24 protein-coding genes and 1 pseudogene are annotated in these 20,848 nt (G+C 50.2%); 18 read left to right on the forward strand and 7 right to left on the reverse strand.

What is annotated here, in order from left to right; genetic code table 11:
• Positions 1-69: 69 nt before the first annotated feature.
• Together GC101_RS23880 and GC101_RS23885 are read right to left on the reverse strand one after the other, a co-directional pair.
• The gene (locus GC101_RS23880; protein ID WP_171719310.1) at positions 70-2,358 is read right to left on the reverse strand and encodes a preprotein translocase subunit SecA; all 2,289 of its coding nucleotides are present in this window, start codon (positions 2,356-2,358) and stop codon (positions 70-72) included.
• A gap of 263 nt (positions 2,359-2,621) precedes the next feature.
• The gene (locus GC101_RS23885) at positions 2,622-3,404 is read right to left on the reverse strand and encodes a DUF975 family protein (protein ID WP_216626729.1); all 783 of its coding nucleotides are present in this window, start codon (positions 3,402-3,404) and stop codon (positions 2,622-2,624) included.
• Positions 3,405-3,511: 107 nt separating this feature from the next.
• Here GC101_RS23885 and GC101_RS23890 point away from each other — a divergent pair, with 107 nt between their 5' ends.
• Positions 3,512-4,195 (forward strand): type IV toxin-antitoxin system AbiEi family antitoxin domain-containing protein, encoded by a 684-nt coding sequence (locus tag GC101_RS23890; protein WP_171719311.1) that lies wholly within the window; start codon positions 3,512-3,514, stop codon positions 4,193-4,195.
• A gap of 389 nt (positions 4,196-4,584) precedes the next feature.
• On the opposite strand, the gene GC101_RS23895 is transcribed toward GC101_RS23890, so the two are convergent.
• Both GC101_RS23895 and GC101_RS23900 read right to left on the reverse strand, forming a co-directional pair.
• The gene (locus GC101_RS23895) at positions 4,585-5,541 is read right to left on the reverse strand and encodes a sulfurtransferase (RefSeq protein ID WP_171719312.1); all 957 of its coding nucleotides are present in this window, start codon (positions 5,539-5,541) and stop codon (positions 4,585-4,587) included.
• 167 nt (positions 5,542-5,708) lie between these two features.
• Positions 5,709-5,948 (reverse strand): annotated as a pseudogene (locus GC101_RS23900) (sigma factor); the annotation flags it as partial.
• A gap of 120 nt (positions 5,949-6,068) precedes the next feature.
• Between GC101_RS23900 and GC101_RS23905 the strand changes: the two are divergent.
• The gene (locus GC101_RS23905; RefSeq protein ID WP_171719313.1) at positions 6,069-7,034 is read left to right on the forward strand and encodes a phosphotransferase enzyme family protein; all 966 of its coding nucleotides are present in this window, start codon (positions 6,069-6,071) and stop codon (positions 7,032-7,034) included.
• A gap of 140 nt (positions 7,035-7,174) precedes the next feature.
• Here the strand turns inward: GC101_RS23905 and GC101_RS23910 are convergent, their stop codons facing one another.
• Positions 7,175-7,546 (reverse strand): hypothetical protein, encoded by a 372-nt coding sequence (locus tag GC101_RS23910; RefSeq protein ID WP_042136889.1) that lies wholly within the window; start codon positions 7,544-7,546, stop codon positions 7,175-7,177.
• 271 nt (positions 7,547-7,817) lie between these two features.
• On the opposite strand from GC101_RS23910, the gene GC101_RS23915 reads away from it, so the two are divergent.
• From GC101_RS23915 to GC101_RS23935, 5 genes are read left to right on the forward strand one after another with little or no spacing between them, the layout of a single operon-like run.
• Positions 7,818-8,789, forward strand: coding sequence for an ABC transporter ATP-binding protein (locus GC101_RS23915; protein WP_246354487.1), 972 nt, complete (start codon positions 7,818-7,820; stop codon positions 8,787-8,789).
• Positions 8,782-9,531: an ABC transporter permease gene (locus GC101_RS23920; protein ID WP_171719314.1), complete on the forward strand. Its 750-nt coding sequence runs from the start codon at positions 8,782-8,784 to the stop codon at positions 9,529-9,531. Before GC101_RS23915 ends, GC101_RS23920 begins: the two co-directional genes overlap by 8 nt.
• The gene (locus tag GC101_RS23925) at positions 9,531-9,905 is read left to right on the forward strand and encodes a GntR family transcriptional regulator (protein ID WP_171719315.1); all 375 of its coding nucleotides are present in this window, start codon (positions 9,531-9,533) and stop codon (positions 9,903-9,905) included. Before GC101_RS23920 ends, GC101_RS23925 begins: the two co-directional genes overlap by 1 nt.
• A gap of 14 nt (positions 9,906-9,919) precedes the next feature.
• Positions 9,920-10,621: an ABC transporter ATP-binding protein gene (locus GC101_RS23930; protein WP_042136895.1), complete on the forward strand. Its 702-nt coding sequence runs from the start codon at positions 9,920-9,922 to the stop codon at positions 10,619-10,621.
• A complete protein-coding gene (locus GC101_RS23935; protein ID WP_171719316.1) occupies positions 10,615-11,349 on the forward strand; it encodes a hypothetical protein in 735 nt (244 codons plus the stop codon). The genes GC101_RS23930 and GC101_RS23935 overlap by 7 nt, the downstream gene beginning before the upstream one ends.
• Positions 11,350-11,441: 92 nt before the next feature.
• Here GC101_RS23935 and GC101_RS23940 read toward each other — a convergent pair whose 3' ends face one another.
• Positions 11,442-11,825, reverse strand: a complete 384-nt coding sequence (locus GC101_RS23940) for a PilZ domain-containing protein (RefSeq protein ID WP_231575371.1) — start codon at positions 11,823-11,825, stop codon at positions 11,442-11,444.
• A 141-nt stretch (positions 11,826-11,966) separates the two neighbouring features.
• On the opposite strand from GC101_RS23940, the gene GC101_RS23945 reads away from it, so the two are divergent.
• On the forward strand, positions 11,967-12,572 hold the full coding sequence (locus GC101_RS23945) for a pentapeptide repeat-containing protein (protein ID WP_042136898.1): 606 nt from the start codon (positions 11,967-11,969) through the stop codon (positions 12,570-12,572).
• Positions 12,573-12,698: 126 nt separating this feature from the next.
• On the opposite strand, the gene GC101_RS23950 is transcribed toward GC101_RS23945, so the two are convergent.
• On the reverse strand, positions 12,699-12,986 hold the full coding sequence (locus tag GC101_RS23950; protein ID WP_231637862.1) for a hypothetical protein: 288 nt from the start codon (positions 12,984-12,986) through the stop codon (positions 12,699-12,701).
• Positions 12,987-13,251: 265 nt separating this feature from the next.
• Between GC101_RS23950 and GC101_RS23955 the strand changes: the two genes are divergently transcribed.
• The 10 genes from GC101_RS23955 (at position 13,252) to GC101_RS23995 (ending at position 20,645) form a co-directional block, all read left to right on the forward strand.
• A complete protein-coding gene (locus GC101_RS23955; RefSeq protein ID WP_171719317.1) occupies positions 13,252-14,886 on the forward strand; it encodes a sensor domain-containing diguanylate cyclase in 1,635 nt (544 codons plus the stop codon).
• A 418-nt stretch (positions 14,887-15,304) separates the two neighbouring features.
• On the forward strand, positions 15,305-15,409 hold the full coding sequence (locus GC101_RS35860; protein WP_197073088.1) for a sporulation protein YjcZ: 105 nt from the start codon (positions 15,305-15,307) through the stop codon (positions 15,407-15,409).
• Positions 15,410-15,592: 183 nt separating this feature from the next.
• Positions 15,593-16,396 carry a glycoside hydrolase family 73 protein gene (locus tag GC101_RS23960; protein WP_171719318.1) on the forward strand — a complete coding sequence of 268 codons (804 nt, stop codon included), beginning with the start codon at positions 15,593-15,595 and terminating at the stop codon, positions 16,394-16,396.
• A gap of 5 nt (positions 16,397-16,401) precedes the next feature.
• The gene (locus tag GC101_RS23965) at positions 16,402-16,683 is read left to right on the forward strand and encodes a holin (protein WP_039305999.1); all 282 of its coding nucleotides are present in this window, start codon (positions 16,402-16,404) and stop codon (positions 16,681-16,683) included.
• Between the two features lie 100 nt (positions 16,684-16,783).
• Positions 16,784-17,206: a hypothetical protein gene (locus GC101_RS23970; RefSeq protein ID WP_171719319.1), complete on the forward strand. Its 423-nt coding sequence runs from the start codon at positions 16,784-16,786 to the stop codon at positions 17,204-17,206.
• 151 nt (positions 17,207-17,357) lie between these two features.
• Complete coding sequence (locus tag GC101_RS23975) at positions 17,358-17,492, forward strand: sporulation protein YjcZ (protein WP_099052468.1); 135 nt, start codon at positions 17,358-17,360, stop codon at positions 17,490-17,492.
• 142 nt (positions 17,493-17,634) lie between these two features.
• Positions 17,635-17,886, forward strand: a complete 252-nt coding sequence (locus GC101_RS23980; protein WP_171719320.1) for a hypothetical protein — start codon at positions 17,635-17,637, stop codon at positions 17,884-17,886.
• A gap of 52 nt (positions 17,887-17,938) precedes the next feature.
• Complete coding sequence (locus tag GC101_RS23985) at positions 17,939-18,403, forward strand: GNAT family N-acetyltransferase (RefSeq protein ID WP_171719321.1); 465 nt, start codon at positions 17,939-17,941, stop codon at positions 18,401-18,403.
• Positions 18,404-18,480: 77 nt separating this feature from the next.
• Complete coding sequence (locus tag GC101_RS23990) at positions 18,481-20,208, forward strand: alpha/beta fold hydrolase (RefSeq protein ID WP_171719322.1); 1,728 nt, start codon at positions 18,481-18,483, stop codon at positions 20,206-20,208.
• Positions 20,209-20,264: 56 nt separating this feature from the next.
• The gene (locus tag GC101_RS23995; protein ID WP_171719323.1) at positions 20,265-20,645 is read left to right on the forward strand and encodes a hypothetical protein; all 381 of its coding nucleotides are present in this window, start codon (positions 20,265-20,267) and stop codon (positions 20,643-20,645) included.
• Positions 20,646-20,848: the final 203 nt, after the last annotated feature.

The following is a 20,848-nucleotide window of genomic DNA, read 5'->3' on the forward strand; positions in this document are numbered from 1 at the left end:
GCCAAGTGCCGTATACGCACCGGCGATGTATTTTTGTGTGTTCCTGATTAATCAGCTGCGCTGCAACAATTAATATTTAGGCAGCTTGAGTACCGGCCATAATAGCTTCCTCAATACCGGACGAAGCCAATAAGCCAATACAGTCGTTCCGGTCCATGAGCTGCGCTTATTCTGCAGGTATTGATCGTTGATAATATAAGTCCGGGTAGAAGGGGGACTCTTGAGACCGAACTCATCCCATTTTGCCGGATCATTCGAGCCATTGAGCCTTTTAAGCATATTTGCTGTTTCATGGTCTATTTTAGCGGGGATCTGTTCGTAGGCCTGGGAAATTTGCATATGAAATTCATCGATCGGACTGCGGCTGGCGAGGCTCTCCAGGTGGATGCTTTCACGAAGGTAAGAGACGTATGCCAGATGGTCCGCCCAGAACGCGTCGATATAAAAAAGCCGTACCCGCTGCTCCGCAGGGCTCATCGGTTTCGTGCCTTGCAGAATTCCGAGCCGCTCCGCGTATAGAATCCGCCTCTGATCCTCCAACATATCCGAATAACCGTTCAGTTCCTGGTGGATATCGAAGTTTTGGCTCATAATAACGCGCTGGGTATGCGCGATTTTGCTGCGGAGCAGCGGACCATCGAGAGCCTCATCCTGCCTGGGAACACGAACCGCTTTATCGAATCCGAACCGCAGCATCAGCTCGTCCTCTAAGCTTACGTAGAATACGGAGGCTCCCGGGTCGCCTTGGCGGCCGGAACGCCCGCGCAGCTGGTCGTCGATCCGTACGCTTTCATTCACATGAGTGCCAATCACGTACAACCCGCCCAGCTTGGCTACTACCTCTGCCTGCGCGGGGTCACCACCACCGAGCCGGATGTCGACGCCGCGTCCCGCCATATTCGTAGACACCGTGACGGCTCCGGCTGCTCCGGCTTTGGCGATGATTCCGGCTTCTTCTGCATCGTTTTTTGCATTCAGAACCTGACAGGGTACACCCGCAGCCGCTAATGCCTCCGCCAGCATGTCAGACTCCTGGACGCTGGACGTTCCAATGAGAATAGGACGTCCCGCCTTGTGAACGGACGAGATTTCTTGTACAAGCGCTTTAAATTTGGCTTCTTTATGGGTATAAATCATGTGCGGATGGTCGATTCGTATGTTTGTCCGGTTCGGCGGAATTTGCACGACCTGCAGCATGTAAACCGCTTTGAATTCCATTGCGGAAGCGTGCGCGGTCGCCGTCATTCCGCAAATTCCCGGATACAGGCTAATGAAATGCTGGAGGGTAATTGTGCCGAGAATTCTCCCTCCAACGCTCCACTGCAGCCCTTCTTTGACCGCAAGCGCGGCTTGCAGCCCGTCCGGTAAATACCTGTTCTCGGCCACGCGGCCGGTATATTCCTCGATCTGCTCGATTTTACCGTCCCGGACGATATAATCAATGTCTTTGTTTAATAACGATTCCACATGCAGCGCGCAATTTAATGACGTTAACAAGTGAGAATTATGGCTATCGTACAAATTACCGCAACCCAGCAGGGATTCCGCCTTCGCAGCGCCGGCTTCATTCAAGTAAACATTCCGCTGGAACTCGTCGAAGTCGTAATGCTCCACGGGCTGGAGCTGCCGGGCCACTTCTGCGAACAGAATGCCGTCACTGATGGAAGAGCCCGACTCCCCGCTGATGACCAGCGGCACCCGCGCTTCGTCAAGAAGCAGCGAATCCGCCTCATCGACGATGACATAGTGGAACGGACGATGAACGGTATCGGCTTCGCTTAGTGCGATCGTGTCGCGCAAGTAATCGAAGCCTGCCTCTTTGGCCGTAACATAGGTTATATCGGCGGCGTATGCTTCCCGTTTCCGGGACAGGCTCATGCCCGCCTGCACCGGCTGAACCGTTAATCCGAGGAAACGATACACCGGACCCATCCACCCGGCATCGCGCTTGGCCAAATAATCGTTAAAGGTCAGCACATGAACCCCTTCGCCGGTCAGTGCATTTAGATAAGCAGGCATAACCGCAGATAGCGTTTTTCCTTCACCGGTATGCTGCTCGATTAGGAATCTCTCATGCAGTGCGATCGCAGCCATGATCTGGACATCGTAGGGCTGTAGTCCGAGCGTTCTTTTCGCTGCCTCACAGACAAGCGCATAAGCATCAACAAGCAGCTCGTCCAATGGCGTACCCGACCGTGCTTCTTTTTGCAGCCGTAGGGATTCCGCTTGAAGCTGGCTATCCTCCCATGCTTGCAGATTCCGGCTCCTGATGAGCTCCGTTTGGTCCTGATAGATCTTCAGCTTACTCCGGTTATCGTAGTCTTTGAATCGATGCATCAGCTTGACGGCTATATTCATAGGAATATCTCCCTTCGGTAGTAGAATGAAGTCCAATCGCTCCACAATATGGAATGCTTTGCCGGGCTTCAAGCTCATAAACTTCGTATTACTACGTAAAAGCCTGCCCAAAGTTTCTATTTATTTCCTCCCGGGCAAAATTGCCCGAAAGACGCGGTCTTACATACAAAAGCAGCAGTAACCTCCGGTCTACGGGGCTGCTGCTGCTTTTTCATAGGGTGCAATCTGTCCTAAATAGTGGTATGCAGATAACAGATAGGTTTCTAGTAAAAGGGGGTCTGTGCTAACCGGAGTTCATGGGCTGTTGTCAAATTATACGAAAGCGCATTGTGGCGCAACTCCAGGTACAGCTCGGCCTTCGTGGCGTTGATATAGGGCTGGACAAATAAGACGCCGATGCCGAGTGCCAGCAGGCCCAGCAGAATCCAGCCAATGAAGCTCAAATCAAGCACAAACATGCTGAATTTATGACCGCGTGTCATTTGCTTGCTTAATTCTACTGCGCGGTTATATCCGATGTGCGGATTGTCCGCAAGGATGTAAGGCACCTGGCTGTACGCATAGGATTTTACAATTCCAGGAATGATCAGCAGCAGGAACCATAAGAAATTCAAAAAACCTCTCCAGAGCATAGTTAGAACTATAGCCCAATACCGGTCCCTGTTAAATGCATAGCCGACATTGCCCATCCGGACTTCTCCCTCGGCAGATCGTTTGAAGTAACGCAATGAACCAACAGCAAGGGGGGAAGTGATCAGGATGTATAACGCTATTCCAATTACTGCGAAGATGCCAATTATGAATAATGCGATTGCAAGAAAAGATCCTAACACGCTCCAATCTAATTCCACACCGGAGCTGGAAATTTTAGAACGTGCCGACGATCCCCAGTTCCGATCAAAGCTTGGAATACCTGAGCCTTCTCCGAGCAAAACCAGCAGTAAACTTACTACAAAAGCCTTCCAATACGAGGTGCGGAGGACATTCTTAGCCCTTCCCTTTATTTCTTTACGATCCCACATCAAAAAACCTCTTTCCGTTTGCATTTTGTTCTTCGTCTTACAATTGATACCATAGATTATGTCATTAGACAAACAATTAATTACTGTGACTTTTGACTGGAGAGTGAAGATTGCAGAGTGAGGGATGGACAATGGGCTTTAGGGAAGAACATGAGCATTGGCTGGGCGAACATGTTAAACGAAGAAAGGGAGAACGCCTGGATGCACTAAAACGCGGTCATGGCTATGGTAACCGCTTGTTTATCGAAGAGGTATGGTGGCCGCTGGCGGGACATTTTCAGGGACTACACCCGGAATATGAAGTTAAGGATGGGCGTGGCAGATCCTATTTTGTCGATGTACTATGGGAGGTCGGAGCCTCGCGTATTGCATTTGAGATTATGGACTTTGGCTCACATGGCACGGACCGGAGCAAATACCGGATGGACCTGAACCGCGGGCTTTTCCTACAGTCACAGGAATGCATGCTGCTTTTTATATCGCTGGATGAGCTGAAAGAAAATCCGTCTTTCATTCTCTCCGCGCTGCGGAGCATTCTGTATCCATATTTGTCGGCAGGAATGTCTGCACATAGAATCGCTGAGAGAACCTATTCTAAAATCGAATGTGATTTGATGCGGTCAGCCATCCGTCACCATCGTGTCCTTCGCCCGGCAGATGCCGCGAGAGAGCTGGAGCTGCACACGATGACGGTCATAAAATACTGCCGCAAGCTGGTGGATAAAGGAAAATTTCGCCCCGTGGCAAGAGGAGTATCTCAGCGGGTGATTTATTATGAGTATATGGGTTCGCTCCAAAGTCCAGATTTGGTCTGAAGAGTAATATGGCCCACGATACTTATGGTAAGCCAGACATTTAAAGAGGCTGGACGGTGAATTCGTGTAATTGTATGCGAAAAACCGAATACAATGTGCGGCTAGGAGGGTAAACGGGCCCAATGTATGCGAAAAACCGAATACAATATGCGGCTACGAGGGCAATTGGGCCATATGTATGCGAAAAACCGAATACAATGTGCAGCTACGAGCGTAAACGGGGCAATTGTATGCGAAAAACCGAATACAAAGTGTGGCTAGGAGGGTAAACGGGGCAATTGTATTCGAAAAACCGAATACAAAGTACGGCTGCGAAGGTAAATTGCTTCTCTAATTGGCTGGAAAGTAACAAGAGCCCGTGCCAGGCAGGCACGGGCTCTTCATGGTAACTATTCGCCAGTGGCGACAGCGTTCTCTTCGTACGAAATCCAGTCACTCCAGCTCCCCGCATACAGCCGCACGTTCTTGTACCCGGCCTTCTCCAAGGCCAGCACATTCGGGCAGGCGGTTACGCCGGAGCCGCAATAGACGATAATCTCAGCTTCCTTGTCTAATCCGGCAAAATGCGCCGCAAGTTCATCGGCGCTCTTGAAGCTGCCGTCTGCGTTTTGCGTGTCTTTCCAGAAGTAGTTGACCGCACCGGGGATATGCCCCCCGACCGGGTCCAGGGTCTCATTCCGGCCGTGATAGCGCTCATTGGCCCGGGAATCGATCAGAATAGGGAGAGCCGAGGGTGAAGCAGTAATGCCAGCAGTATTCCCGGTATCCATACCAGTATCGGCTCCAACTTCAGTATCCACCCCAGCAACGGCGCCAACTTGACTCCCGGTACCAGCCCTTTCATCAGCCGTCTTCTCCGACACCCGGCGAACCTCCTCAACATCCGCCAGCATATGCGTCTGCGCATTTGCCGTAAAAGTACTCGGCACCCGCACCGGCTGATGATCCGTCACCGGGTATTTCCCGGCTTTCCACTGGCTGAAGCCGCCTTCCAGGATGAATACCTGCTCGTGTCCGAGGTAGCGCAGCAGCCACCACAGCCGGGCAGCGTTCATGCCGCTCTCATCGTCATAGGCAACGATACGGGAATCGTTCCCGATTCCGAGCTTCGTGAGCCGTGCGGCCAGCATCTCAGGATCAGGCAGGGGATGACGGCCGCCATGTATGCCTACCGGACTGGACAGATCCAGCTCCAGATCGAGGTAGACAGCGCCTGGAATATGTTCTTGTTCATAGCTTTCCCGGCCTGCTTCGGGTTTACCCAGGGTGAAGCGGCAGTCGATGATAGCCTGCTCCGGCTCATAGAGCCTAGCCAGCAGCCAGCGTTTGGTAACAGTAGCGTCCATAAGTATCCCATCCTTTGCATGTTTCATATGAAATACATTATAGCGGAAAAATCACAGCTTGGCAGAATATGCTCCCTAACAGTTAATTCTGTTCTGCGAATTGGACTTCAACAGCTGCAGTTGCGGGAGGCAGATCCCTGCCTTGCTTCCAGATCAGAATCGGATTATTATCCTTGGGGCCATAATAGATGGCCTTGATTTGAGCTTTTGTTCAAGATTAAGGCTGTTTGCCTGCAGCTTTTCTGCGGCTCAGCGGTTTCCGGGCGTTTTTTCTTCTCCATATAAGTGAAGTATGTATTTTTAGCGATTTGACAGAGCCAGACACTGATTTTACAATTGCCTTTGAACTGGTTAATATTTTTTACGGCTTTGACAAACGTTTCTTGCGTAATTTCCTCAGCAATTTGTGTATTCCGGCGTAGATCTGCTCTACCTCGGCTACATGTTCACCATCTTACATAGATAAGACCCGGCTGCGGAAGATTCGTTACATATCAGCACAAAAAATAAGAAAGGGGCACAAGCCTATGAATAACATTGTAAGCCAGGCCTGGCCTGAGTGGAATGGAACGTTAAGGAAGCGGAGCGGAGGCTGGAATAACACCACCTACTTCGTGGACAAGGACGCCCGCCGCGCTGTACTAAGAATCTATGATACACATCGGGACAGGAATAAAATAGAGTTCGAGCATGCCGTGCTGCAGAAGCTGGCTATACTGGATTTGCCGTTTAAAACCCCCGTTCCCATTCTTACCTCCACAGGGGAAACGATGGTCCAGCTTGAAGAGGGGGAAGGAAAGCTCGCTTGCCTGTTCGGCTATATTGATGGTGAATCTCCCGCTGAACAGGATTCCGGCTTCTATGAGTCGTTCGGTGAGGCGGCCGGGATATTATCTGCTGTGCTCGCTGATGTGAAGCCGGAGAGCCCTCCTGTATACAGGCCCTACTATGAGCTGGGGCGGTCGTACCCGCTGTGCACCCGGGAAGCGCTCCGCGACCTGTTGTTGAATCCGCCTGAACCCCTCCAGGGTTTGCTGCACGAACTGAAAGTGCTGGTTGAGGCTTATGAAGGTGTGGCAGACTCACTGGAGCAGCTGGAGGAATTACCCCACCAGCTGGTTCATGGCGATCTTAATGCCTCCAACCTGCTGGTGGATGCGGAGGATGCTGCACAGGTGACGGCACTGCTTGATTTTGAGTTCTGCACCTGGGATGTGCGGGCCATGGAGGCTGCGGTCATCTTGTCCGGGATGCTGTGCCACGAAGAGGAAGAGCGGATTATCCGTGATTTCTGGCGGGGCTTTAGCCGCAAAATCACATTTACCGCAGAAGAATTTGCAGCGATTCCGACGCTGATCCTGCTGCGTAAGGTCGACGTCTTTCTTCATTTTGTCACCCGTTACTGGAAAGGCATTGATGAAGTGAAGGTGCTGCAGGAGCAGATAGCAGTGCTCGCGGCAGAGGTGATACAGATGTCGGGCGGGAAGATGTAGCTGGAAAGATGGCATGTTGTTCTCCTCAGTTCCAGTATTTTCTTCCTTGATTACCCGCTTTGGATTCATTTGAACAACCAAATAGGGCACACTCCGGCTGGGTGATACCGGAGTGTGCCCTATTTGTCTTGCGGATGCTACTAGATCAGCCGGTAACCCGAAGGCAGATTTCCGCTGCTGCGGATGCTGCGGATTTGTGCCAGGGTCAGCCTTTGGTTAGTTGAGATAATCGACTCTACATCGTTGCCGGAGATAAAGTCATCCAGATCACGGATGCTGTGGTTCCCGCGAAGCACACGGAAGCTGCCTCTGAACCGGGTTCTGCTGAACAGGACGAGCGTAGCATTGCTGCTGGTGGAGAAGAAACGGAGACTTTCGATTCCGTCCAGAATATTGTCTGTATTACGGATACCCAGATTGCCCCGGTAAATTCTGCTTCTTCCCCGGTAGTTTTCTTCGCTGTACACGGTCAGCCGCGGATAAGTCTGTGAGATATGAACCTCTTTGTCCATGCGAACTCCTCCTCGAAGCTGGAATGGCAAATGCAGTACGATACTGTCAGTTGCAATACTATTCTATGATTGCTTTGGAAGACTGGTATGGTTAAACCCCCCGCATGAATAGCCTGTTTCCGGAGAGGATAAGGAAAAAATTCACAAACGGTCTTTACAGATCAAAATGTCTAGTGTACTATTTAACTAACACACCAATACAACGTTGGGAATATACAGTTGGAACAAAGCTGGAAACAATAACAATCCCGTACTACATAAGGAGGCTATCATGAATTCGTCCACTCGTAATCAAGGGCTGTCAGGCCCCATGAAGGAAGAAACCGTATTGGAAATGCAAGGCGTCAGCAAGGTGATAAAAGGGAAGGCGATAGTAGATAACCTTAGCTTCGACATCCGCAGAGGGGAGATTATCGGACTGCTGGGTCCGAACGGGGCGGGTAAAACGACCACCATCCGCATGATGACCGGACTTATCCGAATGAGCAGAGGAGATGTCCTTATTCATGGGCACAGCATACGCAAGGATTTCAAGCGGGCCATCTCGCAGATCGGAGCGATCATCGAGAACCCGGAGTTTTATCCCCATATGACCGGTTATGACAATCTGAAGCAGTATCTGCGGATGAGTGACGGGGCCGGAGAATCGCGGATTGATGAAGTTGTGGCGCTGGTTGGACTGCAGGAAGCGATGGATAAGAAGGTAAAAGCGTATTCGCTGGGTATGCGCCAGCGTCTTGGCATCGCCCAGGCCTTGCTGCATTCGCCCAAGCTGCTCATTCTGGATGAACCGACCAACGGGCTGGATCCCGCCGGAATCCGGGAAATGCGCGATTATATGCGCACGATTGCCGAAGTGGAAGGCATTGCAATACTGATCTCCAGCCATATGCTGGCCGAGATTGAACAGATCTGCCACCGCGCGGTTGTAATTCAGAACGGGAAGCTTGTAACGGTTACGCAGCTTGCTGAGGCGCCGGAAGCGCGCAGTGAAGTAGCCCTTACCATCCGGGTGGATAATGCCGGGAACGCGCGTACTGTTGCCGAAGCACTGCAGGGTGTGGAGGTTACCGGGACAGATGAAGCTCACTCCGAGCTGCATGTAAGCCTGCCCGACGGGAATGTTCCGGAGCTTGTGGCTGCACTCAGTGAAGCCAAGGTTGGGGTATACCGGATTACCGAGAATAAACAGAGCCTGGAAGATGATTTCCTGAAATGGACAGGGGGTAACCGCATTGCGTAAATTTAATCAGCTCGTACAGAATGAATGGCTCAAAATATCGAAGAAACGCAGCTTTACTGTTCCATATGCCCTTCTGGTGCTGATGGTATTTGTGATAGGTTATATTGTGCACACGGTGGCAGGGGCGGATACGTATGCCTCCGCGGCGGAATTCACAGCAGACTCACTGCTGCCTACAGGAATCGGCCAGGTGCTGGTGATCCTTGTCATTGTAGGGATAGCGGGGATAGTATCCAAAGAATACAGCCAGGGGACCATCAAGTTTCTGCTGATCCGGGCCCGCAGCCGGACTGCGATACTGGCCTCTAAATATGTAACCGTACTGCTCTATTCATTGAGTATGCTGCTGATTGCGACAATCGCGCTGTTTGTCTCAGGAATGATCTTCTTTGGACTCAGCGGAGGGGATTCAGGACTCAGCGATATCCTTACCTCACTGTTGTACTCATCCGTATACTGCATCGTGTATGCCACGATCGGATTTATGCTTGGAATACTGACCCGTTCAACAGGAGTAACGATCGGTGCGACTATCTTTGCTACTACCATAGATAAAATCATCATCTACCGTGATTTCTATAAATACTTCCTGTTCCCGAACCTCAATCTTGCAGCTTATAAAGATGGCGGTGCGCCGATGCCGGGAATGACGTTGAACTTCTCCATTGTGCTGCTGTGCATATATATGGCGTTGTTCCTGCTCGCGGGATTTGCGGTCTTCAGACGCAGGGATGTTGCTTGATGGTTATTGAATTTGATAACAACCAGCCGATTTATCTTCAGATCATGAATTACATCAAAGGGGAGATCATCACAGGCAAGCTGAAGCCCGGTGACAAAATCCCCTCAGTACGTGAATTGGCCGCAGAACTGCAGATTAATCCGAATACGGTACAAAGAACCTTTCAGGAACTGGAGCGTGAGACAATCGTGGAGACCCGCCGCGGCATGGGCAGATATGTTACCGGAAGAGAAGAGACGATTCTGACCATCAAGAAGGAAATGGCACAGGATGTGCTGGACCGTTTTATCCGCGGCATGCAGGAGCTCGGCTTCCAGGGTGAAGATATTCTGGCGGCAGTAGCGGAGAATATACATCAGCGTGACCAAGAATAGGGGGATTACCAAGAGTGGATGAGTTACTTGAAGTACAGGGCGTGACCAAGAAGTTCGGCTCCAAACAAGCGCTGGGCAATGTCTCCTTTACGCTGGGCGCAGGCAGAATTACCGGACTGCTCGGCAGCAACGGCAGCGGCAAAAGCACCCTCATGAAGCTGATCGCAGGATTGGCACAGCCGGGCTCAGGCCGGATTTCAGTCCTCGGTGTTCCCATTGGGGTGGAGAGCCGGAAGCTTGTATCCTTCATGCCTGATGTTCCCGTTACGGAGTCTTGGATGAATGTGGGGGATGCGTTGAAGTTCCAGCGGGATTTCTATCCGGACTTCGATCAGGCCAAAGCCCAGCGGATGCTCGATTTCATGAATCTCAGAGTACAGGATAAGGTCCGGACGTTATCCAAAGGGATGAACGAACGTCTCCAGCTCACCCTTGCGCTGTCGCGCCGGGCCAGACTCTACATGCTGGATGAGCCAATCGGCGGTGTCGACCCTGTAGCACGGACCAAAATTCTCAATGCGCTGATGGAGTTCTATGAGGAAGACAGCAGTATTCTGATCTCTACACACCTGGTGAACGATATCGAACGGATTTTTGACGAGGTTATTTTCTTGAAAAACGGGGAGATCGTTCTCCAGCGCGAAGTGGAAGAGCTCAGACTCGAGCGCGGAAAAAGTATAGATGAGCTGTTCAGAGAGGTGTTTGCCGAATGCTGAAGCTGTTAAAATATGACCTGAGACGCAGAAGGGAACGGATCCTCGTCTTTATTGTTATTGCTCTGCTGGTTCAGCCTGCGATTTGGATATCCAGCACTAAGGTCAATGAACAACTAATTTCGCTGAATCTGGTTATCTACTTTATACTTGCATTGGCGCTTGTATTTATAGCTGTATTCAGTTATTTCCGGAATCTGAAGTCTTACCAGCGGCGGCTTATCCCGGTTACTGCCCTGCAGACGGTCATGTCACCGTTGCTGTTTGCGCTACTGCTAATCTTGACGGTGATTGCTCTCGGTCTGGTGCATTTTGGCATTTACCAGCTGATCTATCCGCTGGATTTCCTGCCGGATAATATAGTGTCAGTTGGCTTAAGATGTTTATTGCAGTTTATGTGGTCAGTGGGTTTCATGATGATTATGATTATGTTCTCTATTACTGTAGCATTAAGCTTTCGCTTCAAGGGGAGAGTATGGATAGGGATTGTGATCCTCACACTTCTGCAAAATGCTATAGCCTATCTTGAAAAGTTTATGTTTAACAGCTATTTCATTGGTCTGGACAATACCTTTAATTTTGAGATTTACGAGAGTAATCTGCGGCCAGACAGCGGAGTAACGATCAGATACCTCTCTACGAATCAATGGCCGCTTCTGTTCGAATTTGTAGTTGCCATAATACTGATCTATTCAATGGTTGTAATGGTGAAAAAAAGAATTGAAGTTTGATCGCGTAGGGAGCTGCCCTGTGCAGATGTCCATTCAACGAGAAAGCAAGGCTGACGATGTCAGCCTTGCTTTCGTTTTTGTGCAAATTACAGTTACAATCCTTGAGCCCTTCTGCCGTGGGTCCAGATCTCCAGCTCCCGCAGCAGCTGTTCTTCCTCGGCTTCCTGCAGATCAAGTCTTACCCCGTACTGGAATTGTCCAAGGCCGAACATCCAGCCCCAGCGGACACTTCCTTCATACTGAAGCTTCTCTTCCGCCAGCTGGAAATGTATAATCAGCTTCGTATCGCCTGCAGTGAAACGGAGGTTCAGAGAAGTACGTACCTTACAGCCGGAGCGGCTAAGGTCTAGCAGGATGCCTTCCGTCAATTTTCCGGCTCCGGGCCCGTTATTACTGGCCGGGATTTCAAGCCAGCAATCGATGGGCTGGTTCATAACATAACGGAACGGTTCTTTTCTGCTGGAGTCATCCATCATTTACCTCCGCGAGTTTATTTGCTATTATATCGAAACGGCTACACTTGGACAATCTCCTAAAGTAGTATATTTTAAAATAATTTATAATCCGGTATTCAGAACTTTAGATTCAATACCCATAAGAAGAGGGGTCAAAACATTATGTATCAGTACCACAATGAAACTTTTCAGAATCAAAATTTTGACTATGCCAATATGCAGGATGGAGAGATGAACGGTTGCACCTTTGAACACTGCTCGTTCAGAGGGGCTTCCATGGAAGAAATGACCTCCAGCGGCTGCCGTTTTGTGAATTGTGATTTTACCGGTGCGCTGCTGAATGCTTCACTGCATAGAGACGGGGCTTTTACCAATTGCAAGTTTACCGGGGCGAATCTGTTTGTGTCGAAGTTCGAGAATTGTAAGATGATTGGTTCCGATTTCGCGAATGCCTATATGGATGGGATTACTCTCACCGGAGGGGACTGGGCTTATACGAATCTGCGCCATCTGAATCTCAGCAGGCAGGATCTGCGGGGCATCCGGTTTGCCGAGGCAGATATGCAGGGCTGCAATTTGCAAAAAGCGGATCTGCGCGGTGCCGACTTAAGCCGTGTGCAGCTTGCGCAGTGCCAGCTTGCAGGAGCGGATCTGCAGGGTGCCAAGCTGGAGGGGATTGACCTGAAGAGTCTTGATCTTAAAGGGGTACGGCTGGATGTGGAGCAGGCTGTGCTGCTGGCCCGCTCGATGGGAGCCAAGGTGGGATAAGCGGAGGGGCTGGCCGACTGTTCACTATATACCTGCATAAGTGAGCAACAAAGGAACTGCCGCCCCGGAACGGGACGGCAGGGCTGCAGTGTTTGTTGGAGTTGCTTTATGTAACCTGGTGAAGAATTAGAGGCTATAGAGTGAAGCCATGCAGTCTACGAACATTTTGTTGTACTGGGAACGGGTCAGATCGCTGGAAGAGGCAATATCTCTGCCCAGGAACTCAAACCAGGTAATTTCCGTGCCGTCTTTTTTGTAGAGGAATCTCTGGTGTTCAATGGCAAAAACCTCATTCTCATAAGAAGGAACATGCTCAAATTTCAGTTCGGTCCCCTGTTTCTCCGATATAAGCGTTGCCAGCAGAATAAGCATCTTGAACGGATCATCATACATTTCAAATTGTTCTGTCATCATCAATCACTCCTTAAGGTGGCATGTGCTACAGGGCAGATTATACTATAATGCCAAAATGTAAACACTATCATCCGCACAACTCAGCACAATATTGATACAACCTATGAGCTAAATTAAGGAAATCCGCAAGTCTGCCGGAAGCTGTATTATATTTCCGCTTATTCCTTCCGATAAATAATTATCGACCCTTTTCGACATAGAGTGAGCTACCAGGCAACCTCGGCGGTCGGTGCTATGAAAAGGTCTTCCGAAGAGGAGAATGTGAATGTCTTTAAATCTGCGTACGTTATTTTCAACGGCTTTTGCGGTCATTATCATCCTGTTAACGGCATTGCTCAGCTATGTTATCGGCAACCGGTCTACACAGTCCGTAGAGGTCAGCATTGGCAGCTCTCTGGCGGAAGAAGCCTACCAAATGTCTGAGAAGCTTGATCATTTCATGTGGTCACGTTCCGGAGAAGTGGAGGTATTGAGCAAGCTTAATGCATTTCAGGAGCCGGTTGACTCCTCAGAGGTCAGCGGATTGCTTAATCAGCTGAAGAAGAGTCTGCCGGTGTTCACCTGGGTGGGTTTCCTCGACAATAAAGGAAATGTCCTTTCTTCCACAGATCATATACTCCAGGGTACGAATATTAGCCAGCGGCCGGTGTTTCAGGAAGGCCTGAAGGGGACCTTCACCGGTGATGTCCATGATGCGGTGCTGCTCTCCAAGCTGCTTCCGAATCCTACCGGCGAAGCCTTACAGTTTGTGGATGTGAGCGTGCCGGTTACTGACAAGCAAGGCCGGACAAGCGGTGTACTGGCTGCGCACCTCAGCTGGGAGTGGTCGCGTGAGGTCGAGGCTTCCATTGTGACCCCGCTCAAGGAGCGCCTGAAGGGTGTGGAAGTGTTTGTAGTCAGCAGGAAAGATGACACGATCCTTCTCGGTCCCGAGGCGCTCGTCGGCAAAAGAATGCCGAATGAAGTGCTGCAGAAAGCCCGCAGCGGTAATAGTTCATGGATTATTGAACAGGAGCGGAATCAGGACTCCTATCTGACCGGTTATGCCTACGGGGACGGCTATCTGAATTATCCCGGGCTGGGCTGGTCGGTCATTATCCGCCAGCCAGCGGATATTGCATTTGCCTCGGTGCATCAGCTTGAGCGCTTTATTCTGATCAGCGGACTGATCACCGCAGCTGTCTTCGCGGTTATCGGCTGGCTGCTGGCCGGATGGATCAGCCGTCCGCTGAGGAACATTACCCGCACAGCCGATCTGCTCAGCTCCGGTGCTGATGTGGAGATTCCATCCTCGACCCGGTTCAAAGATGTGGCGATTCTGTCTGCGTCACTGCGCAACCTGGTGAATAATCTGACCAAGACAGAGAACAAGCTGAGCTACATGTCGGATATGGCGCTGCATGACAAGCTTACGGGCTTGCCCAACCGGGCAGCGCTGGATGAATTTCTGGCCCATGCGGTCAGCAAAGCCAAGCAGAACCGCACAACGCTTAGTTTCTTATACCTTGATCTGGACGGCTTCAAAAAAGTAAATGATACCTTCGGCCATGCAATCGGCGACGCCTTGCTGCAGGAGGTAGCCTTCAGACTGATGGACTGTACACGTGATAATGAAATCGTAGCCCGGCTGGGCGGGGATGAGTTCGTCATTATTCTTAATACTTCTGCCGGTAAACCTATGAAGGAGGCAGAAATTGTGGCTTCACGGATTATCAGTAAAATCAATCTGCCCATTGTAATCAGAGGCGAGAATCTGCATGTCGGCTGTAGTGTAGGCGCTGCAGTATGGACACCGGACGGGGGCAGCGACACTGTTGAAACCCTGCGGCTGGCGGATGAAGCATTATACATTTCCAAGCGGAGCGGAAAGAACCGGATTACTTTTGAGGCGGCTTCTTAAGTTCTCCAGCGCATATTCATCACAGCAAATAACCTTTCTCCGTCAAATGACAGAGAAAGGTTATTTGGCATTCTGGTTATAGAGAACTATATGCAGATATGTATCGAACGAAGTCAGCGTAATCTCTTGCGTGGCTTAGACCACCATTTAATCCATAGAAATCCTTCGTCATCCCGGAAAAACTTAATACCTACCCAACTCAGCGGTGTCCAGAATTCCTTAAAATAATATGAAGGCATAGTAAATTAGTCCCTCCGATATAGTTAATTATTACTAGTTTACGCTACGATGGAAGATTTCACAATACTTTTTTTGCTTATAATTACCATATTGTGCATCAGCCCAGTTTTTTCAGGACCTCAGGCATATGATGCTAAGGAAAGACATAATGACGGCACAGGCTGAGGGAGGAATTGTAATGGGAGAGAATGTGGCTGGTTACGGCTATGGCTGTATTGGAACGTCTGCTGCTACCATTTTGGTACTGTTTATCTTGCTGGTTATTATCCTCAGCGTATTTTAGCTGAAGCTAACCGGACGAATAACTTAAAGAAGCGCCGGAGCTCCCGCTCCGGCGCTTTTTGTATAAATGAACCTGAAGGTTAGCAGTTATGGGGAAGATCCAATTTGAATAGTGTATATCAGGGATAAGCACAGGCAGCATAACTGAACGAGCATTTAATATAGTAGGAAGGGATGTGATGAAATGACGGATTCTGAGTTTATCTCCCGAATGGTCTCCTTTGCCGTGGCTGATATGCAGCGCAGTCATATTGCGGCTTCCCTGACTATTGCCCAGGCCGCGCTGGAATCCGGCTGGGGGAACAGCAGCCTGACCTTGAAGGCCAATAATCTGTTTGGCATCAAAGGCAGCGGACCCGCCGGAAGCTTGTCAATCCGGACTACGGAATATAGGAACGGCCAAGCTGTGCAGGTATCTGCGCTTTTCAGAGCCTACAATAACTGGGGTGAGTCTGTGGCCGACCATTCTGCGCTGATTGCCCAGGGCGTATCCTGGAACCGGGACTTATACAGCAAGGTGATTGGAGCGGACGGCAGAAGGGCTGCCAGAGAGATTGCCGCTGCAGGGTATGCGACCGATCCGAACTACGCGTCAAAGCTGATTCAGATTATGGATGCTTATAACTTGTATCAATACGATGAGCTGAAGGAGGATGAGGAGATGTCGGCTGAAGATAAACAAAGGCTTGCGACTCTGGAAACGGAGCTTCAGGAAATGCGGGTATTGCTGGCAGGACTTACTGTGAGCCGGGATACACTCAAAACAGGTGTTCTGGAACAGGGACAGGCAATTAAAGGAGTAGCGGAACGGGTTACCGCAATAGAAGGCCGAGCTGCAGTCAGTATACCTGCCTGGGCAGAGCCGGCGGTTCAGGCAGCGGTAGCAGCGGGATTGCTCGATACCCCTACAGGAGGAAGTTATGATTTCTACCGGATATTGACGGTGCTGAACAGGGCCGGACTGCTGGTTACCGGGAAGGAGGTGTAGATCTTATGTACAACGATGCGCTTAACAATGTGCTGGCGTTTGCGTCGCTGTTGGCCGTCTTTGTAATGGCGCTGGTTCAACTGGTGAAGAACAGTGTGAATCTTCCGCGCAACGTTGTTCCCGCAGTAGGACTGGGTATTGGTCTGCTGGTCGGAGCTGTAGCCTATCCTTTTACGGACATGAATCTAATTCTGCGTTTATGGGCAGGCGGGCTTGCGGGATTGTCGGCAACAGGATTGTTTGAATTGGCCTTTAACAAGCGTGGAGGGACCACGAAGGAAGATTAAGCAGGCTGCTCGTAATATGGGGAGATGTGCATTGGCGATATATCCAAGCAATCCCGGGGACTTGTTAATACACTGTATATGAAGAAAGGAGGTGCTTGATATGGGAACTTATGTTGATGGAAGAACTTCGCAGAATGCCAGTACTGCCAACTCTATTGCGATACCGATTCTGGTAATTAATACTCCGCAGCTGTTTGGGCAGATTGGTATTATCACTCAAGGTGTAACGACGAATCCGCGTGTAATTCTGAAAGGAACGGTATCTGTGCAGCTTCCGCTGGCACTGGTTGGTGTCACTATTAGTATTGTGAGAGGAACTTTGCCTACCGATCCGCTGGTGTATTCCGCTACCTCTACTTTCAGCCTTAGTGTGCTGGCTCCACAGGTTATCACCTTCTCTGCGGATGACTTCATTCCGCCGATTACTCCGCAGCTGACTTATACTGCATTCATCACCTCTAACCTTCTCGGTACGGTCCGTGTAGGTCCTGAGAGCTTTGACGGAATTCTGGTTTCCGATTAATCTGCAGATTCATGCATCCTGTCCGGTTCGGTTGACCGGGCGGGCAGGATGCCCTTGTACATACCCCCAAATTTTGACCGTTTCGCCCAATCTGTTAAGGGATTTCGCTCATATTCTGTTCTGTAGTCATCATTTTGAAGGAGGTAATCTCATGGGTGCAGATTGCGGATACGGTGGTAATGTAGGCGGCGTTAATGTGGTTCCGGTAAGTCCTTGGACTTCAACCGGTGCGATTCTGGTACTTTATATCCTGCTGGTCATTATTCTGAGTGCCTGCTTCTACTAGAACTTAACGTCAGTCAGCGCAGTCCGGGGCTAAGGCCTTGGGACTGCGCTTTTTTTTCTGATTAGCTATGTCTGGCAGAAATATGCGATAATAGTAGTCATTGTCTTCATGGCAATCAGTGCAGTTATGAAAGAGGTGCTTCATGGAAGAGAAGGAATTGGTCTATGCCATACTTAAGCGGATTGAACTGGACAAGCCGGTCGGTCAGGATGAAATGGGGCTGGGGGCCGGGGCGTATGCCGATATTATGGAGGAGCTTGTGGACAGCCGGATGGTGGAGAATGTGAGCTTCCTGAGAGCTGGCAATGGCACTGTAACCGTCCGGACAGCCGGAATGAAGATGACCCGGCGCGGTCATGATTTTATTTTATTGAAAGAATCGGGCCGAATTTGAATTTACGCTGGTTGAGATACAGGATTTGATGTTTCAGAACAAGGGGGCATGTATGGATATCAGGAAATTGCTGCCCGGCGAATTGCCGCCGATGGATTTGCTGCTGTCTGCCGATCCGTCCGAATCATTGGTGAAGAACTACCTCACAAGAGGAGACTGCTATATGGCTGTCCAGGATGAGGAGGTATTGGGTGTGTATGTGCTGCTGCCTACCCGGCCGGATACAGCCGAGCTCGTGAATGTGGCAGTTGCTGAAGAGCATCAGGGCAAAGGGATCGGCAAGATGCTGGTGCAGCAGGCCATTGAGACGGCGAGGCAAACGGGCTATACAACTATTGAACTGGGGACGGGGAATTCAAGTGTGGGACAGCTGGCGTTATATCAAAAATGCGGCTTTCGGATCGTTGGCGTAGATTTTGATTTTTTCACCAGACATTACGCGGAGATCATATACGAAAATGGCATACATTGCAGGGATATGGTGCGCTTATCACAGGACTTGAATGGCGGAAAATAAGTTTGTGAATTATGTAACTATCTGCCAAATGCCCCGTATAAACAAAAGGATGTGATTATTGAAGGGAGTTGTAATCAATGAGAAGACCAAGACGATTCTTGTTGTCCATGCTGGCCTGCTCTCTGCTGTTATCTGCGGGCTTTGTCACACCTCGGGTAGCGCAGGCAGCGGATAACAAAGTAACTCTGAGTGTGAACGGTGAAGTATTGAAGTTCCCCGCAGCCGAGGCGCCATATCTGGAGGGTACAATGATCATGGTGCCTGTCCGTCAGGCGGGGGAAGCTTTGGGGTTTCAGACGGCTTACATAAAAGAGAGCTCCAGTCTGCAAATCAAGCTCAGCGGTATAGAGCTATTGATGAAGCTGGGAGGCGGTCAGTTTATCCTAAATGGAAAGGATACACTTACCATTGAAGGTGCAGCTGTTCTGAAGAACAATCGTATCTATGTGCCGTTGCCGCTGCTGGATGAGATCGGCTATATCACCAAGCCCGGTCCGGGTTCCGCCCAGGCAGAAGTAAGCACACCGCGGAATTATACCGAGTCAGTAATGAAGCTGCTTGCCTCCGGCCAGTATGAAGCATTATCAGACCGGTTCTTCAGTACAGAGGTGCGGAATAACTTGTCGAGTCTTAAACTTCAGCAGGTCTGGGAGGGCTTTACTGCTGCTTATGGAGAGTATGGTAAGGTCGATTCACTGAAAAGCAGCCGTGACAATGGGCGGTATTCTCTGTCCGGTATCGCTGTATTTGCACATGGAAAGCTCACGGTGACGTTTACAGTTAACAGCAGCGGCCAGATTCAGGGGCTGTGGTTTGCTCCGTACGAAGATCCGCAAGCAGCGCCGGAGCTGGCTCTGCCGGCAGGTGTTACCGAAGAAGCGGTTACAGTAGGAGCAGGGACCTCACATCCGCTTAAGGGCATTCTGACACTCCCCAAAGCTACCGGCAAGCCTTTGCCTTCTATAGTACTGGTGCACGGATCGGGTATCTCTGATCTTAATGAAGCGGCATATGCGTACAAGCCCTTCCGTGACATCGCTTATGGCCTTGCGGAGCAGGGAATTGCAGTTCTGCGTTATGACAAGCGGGGCTACAGCTATCCGCAGGAATTCATGGGAAGTGCTGCCGCATCGGTTACCGTTAAGGAAGAAACGGTTGAAGATGCCATTGTAGCGGCAGCTCTGCTTAAGCAGGACAAGCGTCTGGATGCTGCGCAGGTATATCTTGCCGGGCACAGCCTGGGCGGGATGCTGGGCCCGAGAATCGATGCGGATGGCGGCAACTTCGCCGGGTTAATCCTGCTTGCCGGCTCACCGCGAAGCTTGTGGGAGATTATCTACGACCAGAATATGAGAGTGATCTCCAGGCTGGATGATGCTATCCCTGCTAAGGCAGAGGCCGCTGCCGGTGTGAATGCGGAGCTGGCCAAAGCCAAGGCGCTGCTGGCACTGACAGACGAGCAGGCCAAAGCAGCTCCGGCAGTGTTTGGTGCAGCTGCCTATTACTTTAAGGAAATGGATCAGCGCAGTACCGGCGAGCTGGGACGGAAGCTGACCAAACCTGTGCTTGTTATGCAGGGAAGCGATGATTTCCAGGTGTATGCGGACGTGGATTATCCGCTCTGGAAGGATGTTCTGAAGAATAATAGCTTGGCAGAGTTCAAGCTGTATCCGGGCCTGAATCATTTCTTCGTAGGTTATGACGGAGCAGGGGCAGGAACACCGGATGAATATAATGTCCCGGGTATGGTCGATGACCAGGTGATTAAAGATATGGGGCAGTGGATTTTGAAGCAGAGCAGGTAGAATAAGAAGCTTGGTTCTGGTACAATCTATTTATTAAGTTTTAAGGAGCGGGATGCATGGATAATGATCTGGCAAAGTTGTTAAGATCCGTCATTCGTGAAGAATTAGAGCCTGTGAATGAGCGCTTGGAACGGATTGAGACTGAACAGACCGGCTTGAAGCAAGAAGTGCAAATAGTGAAGCAGGATCAACAAACGCTGAGGCAAGATGTGCAAATAGTGAAGCAGGATCAACAGACGCTGAAGCAAGATGTGCATATATTAAAGCAAGATGTGCAAATATTGAAGCAGGATCAGGAATTGATTAAACGTGCGGTATTGGATACCAATGAACGGGTAATCCGGATGGAGTCCATTCTGGAGAATCAGCATCGGATTATCGAACTCCTCTCGGCACGCTCGATTGAGCAAGAGGCGCTCATTAAACGAATTAAATAAATTTTCTTAGTCCGGCACTGCATGGTGCCGGACTTTTCTTTTCGTATAGGTTTCCCAACACAAAAAAAATCGAGGCTCCCTTTCGGGAGCCTCTTTCATGGGAGAGGAGAAACCGGACGAAGAGCTTATGGGGAAACGTAAGCCTGCTCCGCGGTTGTCTACGACATTTTGCGATGTCGATAGTTACAGGATGGCCCGGTTGC

The sequence above is a fragment of the Paenibacillus phytohabitans genome (assembly GCF_013141775.1).
GTDB classification, from domain to species: domain Bacteria; phylum Bacillota; class Bacilli; order Paenibacillales; family Paenibacillaceae; genus Paenibacillus_AQ; species Paenibacillus_AQ phytohabitans.

Excerpts from the sequence above, each read along its gene's own strand:
- GC101_RS23975 (WP_099052468.1), top strand. The coding sequence starts at position 17,358 with ATGGGTGCAGATTGCGGATACGGTGGTAATGTAGGCGGCGTTAATGTG.
- GC101_RS23935 (WP_171719316.1), top strand. The coding sequence starts at position 10,615 with ATGCTGAAGCTGTTAAAATATGACCTGAGACGCAGAAGGGAACGGATC.
- GC101_RS23905 (WP_171719313.1), top strand. The coding sequence starts at position 6,069 with ATGAATAACATTGTAAGCCAGGCCTGGCCTGAGTGGAATGGAACGTTA.
- GC101_RS23970 (WP_171719319.1), top strand. The coding sequence starts at position 16,784 with ATGGGAACTTATGTTGATGGAAGAACTTCGCAGAATGCCAGTACTGCC.
- GC101_RS23890 (WP_171719311.1), top strand. The coding sequence starts at position 3,512 with ATGGGCTTTAGGGAAGAACATGAGCATTGGCTGGGCGAACATGTTAAA.
- GC101_RS23985 (WP_171719321.1), top strand. The coding sequence starts at position 17,939 with ATGGATATCAGGAAATTGCTGCCCGGCGAATTGCCGCCGATGGATTTG.
- GC101_RS23945 (WP_042136898.1), top strand. The coding sequence starts at position 11,967 with ATGTATCAGTACCACAATGAAACTTTTCAGAATCAAAATTTTGACTAT.
- GC101_RS23955 (WP_171719317.1), top strand. The coding sequence starts at position 13,252 with ATGTCTTTAAATCTGCGTACGTTATTTTCAACGGCTTTTGCGGTCATT.
- GC101_RS23950 (WP_231637862.1), bottom strand. The coding sequence starts at position 12,986 with ATGATGACAGAACAATTTGAAATGTATGATGATCCGTTCAAGATGCTT.
- GC101_RS23980 (WP_171719320.1), top strand. The coding sequence starts at position 17,635 with ATGGAAGAGAAGGAATTGGTCTATGCCATACTTAAGCGGATTGAACTG.
- GC101_RS23910 (WP_042136889.1), bottom strand. The coding sequence starts at position 7,546 with ATGGACAAAGAGGTTCATATCTCACAGACTTATCCGCGGCTGACCGTG.
- GC101_RS23895 (WP_171719312.1), bottom strand. The coding sequence starts at position 5,541 with ATGGACGCTACTGTTACCAAACGCTGGCTGCTGGCTAGGCTCTATGAG.
- GC101_RS23925 (WP_171719315.1), top strand. The coding sequence starts at position 9,531 with ATGGTTATTGAATTTGATAACAACCAGCCGATTTATCTTCAGATCATG.
- GC101_RS23885 (WP_216626729.1), bottom strand. The coding sequence starts at position 3,404 with ATGCAAACGGAAAGAGGTTTTTTGATGTGGGATCGTAAAGAAATAAAG.
- GC101_RS23965 (WP_039305999.1), top strand. The coding sequence starts at position 16,402 with ATGTACAACGATGCGCTTAACAATGTGCTGGCGTTTGCGTCGCTGTTG.
- GC101_RS23960 (WP_171719318.1), top strand. The coding sequence starts at position 15,593 with ATGACGGATTCTGAGTTTATCTCCCGAATGGTCTCCTTTGCCGTGGCT.
- GC101_RS23915 (WP_246354487.1), top strand. The coding sequence starts at position 7,818 with ATGAATTCGTCCACTCGTAATCAAGGGCTGTCAGGCCCCATGAAGGAA.
- GC101_RS23995 (WP_171719323.1), top strand. The coding sequence starts at position 20,265 with ATGGATAATGATCTGGCAAAGTTGTTAAGATCCGTCATTCGTGAAGAA.
- GC101_RS23880 (WP_171719310.1), bottom strand. The coding sequence starts at position 2,358 with ATGAATATAGCCGTCAAGCTGATGCATCGATTCAAAGACTACGATAAC.
- GC101_RS23990 (WP_171719322.1), top strand. The coding sequence starts at position 18,481 with ATGAGAAGACCAAGACGATTCTTGTTGTCCATGCTGGCCTGCTCTCTG.
- GC101_RS35860 (WP_197073088.1), top strand. The coding sequence starts at position 15,305 with ATGGGAGAGAATGTGGCTGGTTACGGCTATGGCTGTATTGGAACGTCT.
- GC101_RS23940 (WP_231575371.1), bottom strand. The coding sequence starts at position 11,825 with ATGATGGATGACTCCAGCAGAAAAGAACCGTTCCGTTATGTTATGAAC.